The organism is Micromonospora arida (assembly GCF_003857035.1).
Lineage (GTDB): Bacteria > Actinomycetota > Actinomycetes > Mycobacteriales > Micromonosporaceae > Micromonospora > Micromonospora arida.
Genome location: NZ_QGSY01000201.1, coordinates 1 through 1982, shown reverse-complemented (window position 1 = coordinate 1982; position 1982 = coordinate 1). Strand labels below are relative to the sequence as shown.

Genomic DNA, 1982 nt, shown 5'->3' with positions numbered 1-1982 from the left:
GGCCGCCCCCGACCGCGTCGCAGCGGCCGGGCCGGAAGGCTTCCCGTCGACCGGGCCCAGCCGGGTCCCGTCGACCGGGCCGGGCCGGGTCCCGCCGAGCGCTGGCGGGGATCGTGACGCCGACCCGGCCGTCACCGCGTTGATTCCGGCCGTGCCCGGCACCCCTGCCACCAGGCCGCCGACCATGGACTCGACCGCGTTGATGGGTGCTGTCCCCCGCACCGCCGTCCCGGACGAGCCTGCCGGCGCCAACCCCGCCGAGCCTCCCCAGCCCCGACGCGGCGAGCGGGTGGTGCAACTCCGGCCGCACCAGACCGGCGAGGGCTACAAGAGCGTCTACTCCGAGCTGACCCGCCCGTCGTTCGGCTCGCGACTGCGTACCGGCATCCGCGTCACCGGCGAAATCCTGATCACCTTCGGTCTGGTGGTCCTGCTCTTCGCCGGCTACGAGGTCTGGGGCAAGTCGGCCATCGTCGACGCCCACCAGAACGACCTCAACAACGAGCTGGCTCAGGCGTGGGGCCCGACCGACGACCCCACTGTCGCTCCGTCGGTGGGCCCGAGCGTCAAACCCTCCCCACCGGTACGCGGCAAGCCGCTCGCGGGCCTCTACATCCCCAAGCTCGACAAGAACTGGGTCGTCGTCGAGGGGGTCACCCAGCAGGACATCCGGTTCGCACCCGGCCACTACCCGACCAGCGCGCTCCCCGGTCAGGTGGGCAACTTCTCCGTCGCCGGCCACCGCAACCGGGCCACCTTCTGGCGGCTGGACGAGCTGGACGAGGGCGACCCGATCGTGGTCGAGAGCAAGACCGACTGGTACGTCTACCGGGTGTCCCAGACCCGCATCGTCCGACCGACCCAGGTCGAGGTGGTGGCGCCGGTGCCCGGCGAGCCGGACAAGAAGGCGACCAAGCGGATGCTCACCCTGACCACGTGCAACCCGAAGTTCGACAACTACCAGCGGCTGATCATCCACGCCGAGCTGGACCGTACCCAACCCAAGTCCGCGGGCCGCCCTGCGGAGCTGGGAGGCTGACCCGATGTACGCGTTCATCTGGCGCAAGCTGCCGTTCGGCGTGGTCGGGAAGTTGACCGGCTCGGTGCTGCTGGTCGCCGCCACTGTGGCCCTGCTGTGGTACGTCGCCTTCCCGTGGGCCGAGCCGCTACTGCCCTTCGACGACGTGCAGGTCGAGTCCGGCGTACCCGCCGAGACAGGTGGCGGTGGCGACCCGGTGACCGGGGAGACCCCGACCGGCGACGAGCACGAACTGCCCTACGACACCGACCAGAACAACCCAGCGCCTCCCTCCCCGAGCAGGTGACCATGCGCGTCCTGGTGATCGACAACTACGACTCGTTCGTCTTCAACCTCGTGCAGTACCTGGGCCAGCTCGGTGTGGACTGCGAGGTTCGCCGCAACGACGAGATCGACGTCGCCGAGGTGGGCACGGTTGGCGCCGACGGCATCCTGCTGTCGCCCGGGCCGGGCACCCCGGACCGGGCCGGCATCTGCCTGGACGTCATCCGGGCGTACGCGGGCCAGCTGCCGATCTTCGGCGTCTGCCTCGGCCATCAGGCGATCGGCGAAGCCTTCGGGGCGACCGTGACACGCGCCCCTGAGCTGTTGCACGGCAAGACGTCCGAGGTGCGACACCACTCGGTCGGCGTACTCGCCGGTCTGCCCGACCCGTTCACCGCCACCCGGTACCACTCGCTCGCCGTGCTGCCCGAGACGCTCCCCGACGAGCTGGAGGTCACCGGCTGGACCGGCTCCGGCGTGGTGATGGCGATGCGGCACCGGACGCTGCCCATCGAGGGCGTCCAGTTCCACCCGGAGTCGGTGCTCACCGAGGGCGGTCACCTGATGCTGGCCAACTGGCTGGCCAGTTGCGGTCACCCCGAGGCGCTGGAGCGGGCACCCGCGCTGGCCGCCGAGGTGGACGCGCGTCGTCTGGCGGCCTTCGCCACCACCTGAGGGC

3 protein-coding genes are annotated in these 1982 nt (G+C 71.1%); all 3 read left to right on the top strand.

Features of this window, described 5'->3' with window-relative positions:
• On the top strand, positions 1 to 1039 hold a 1039-nt coding region (locus DLJ58_RS19235), incomplete at its 5' end, for a class E sortase (RefSeq protein WP_244219027.1).
• Positions 1040 to 1043: 4 nt separating this feature from the next.
• The gene (locus tag DLJ58_RS19230; RefSeq protein ID WP_091396345.1) at positions 1044 to 1325 is read left to right on the top strand and encodes a hypothetical protein; all 282 of its coding nucleotides are present in this window, start codon (positions 1044 to 1046) and stop codon (positions 1323 to 1325) included.
• A gap of 2 nt (positions 1326 to 1327) precedes the next feature.
• Entirely contained in the window at positions 1328 to 1978 is a 651-nt protein-coding gene (locus DLJ58_RS19225; RefSeq protein WP_124858348.1) for an aminodeoxychorismate/anthranilate synthase component II, read from the top strand.
• The last annotated feature ends 4 nt before the right edge of the window (positions 1979 to 1982 follow it).

Bases quoted from the DNA above. Each gene is read 5' to 3' on its own strand.
- DLJ58_RS19230 (WP_091396345.1), top strand. From the start codon at position 1,044: ATGTACGCGTTCATCTGGCGCAAGCTGCCGTTCGGCGTGGTCGGGAAG.
- DLJ58_RS19225 (WP_124858348.1), top strand. From the start codon at position 1,328: ATGCGCGTCCTGGTGATCGACAACTACGACTCGTTCGTCTTCAACCTC.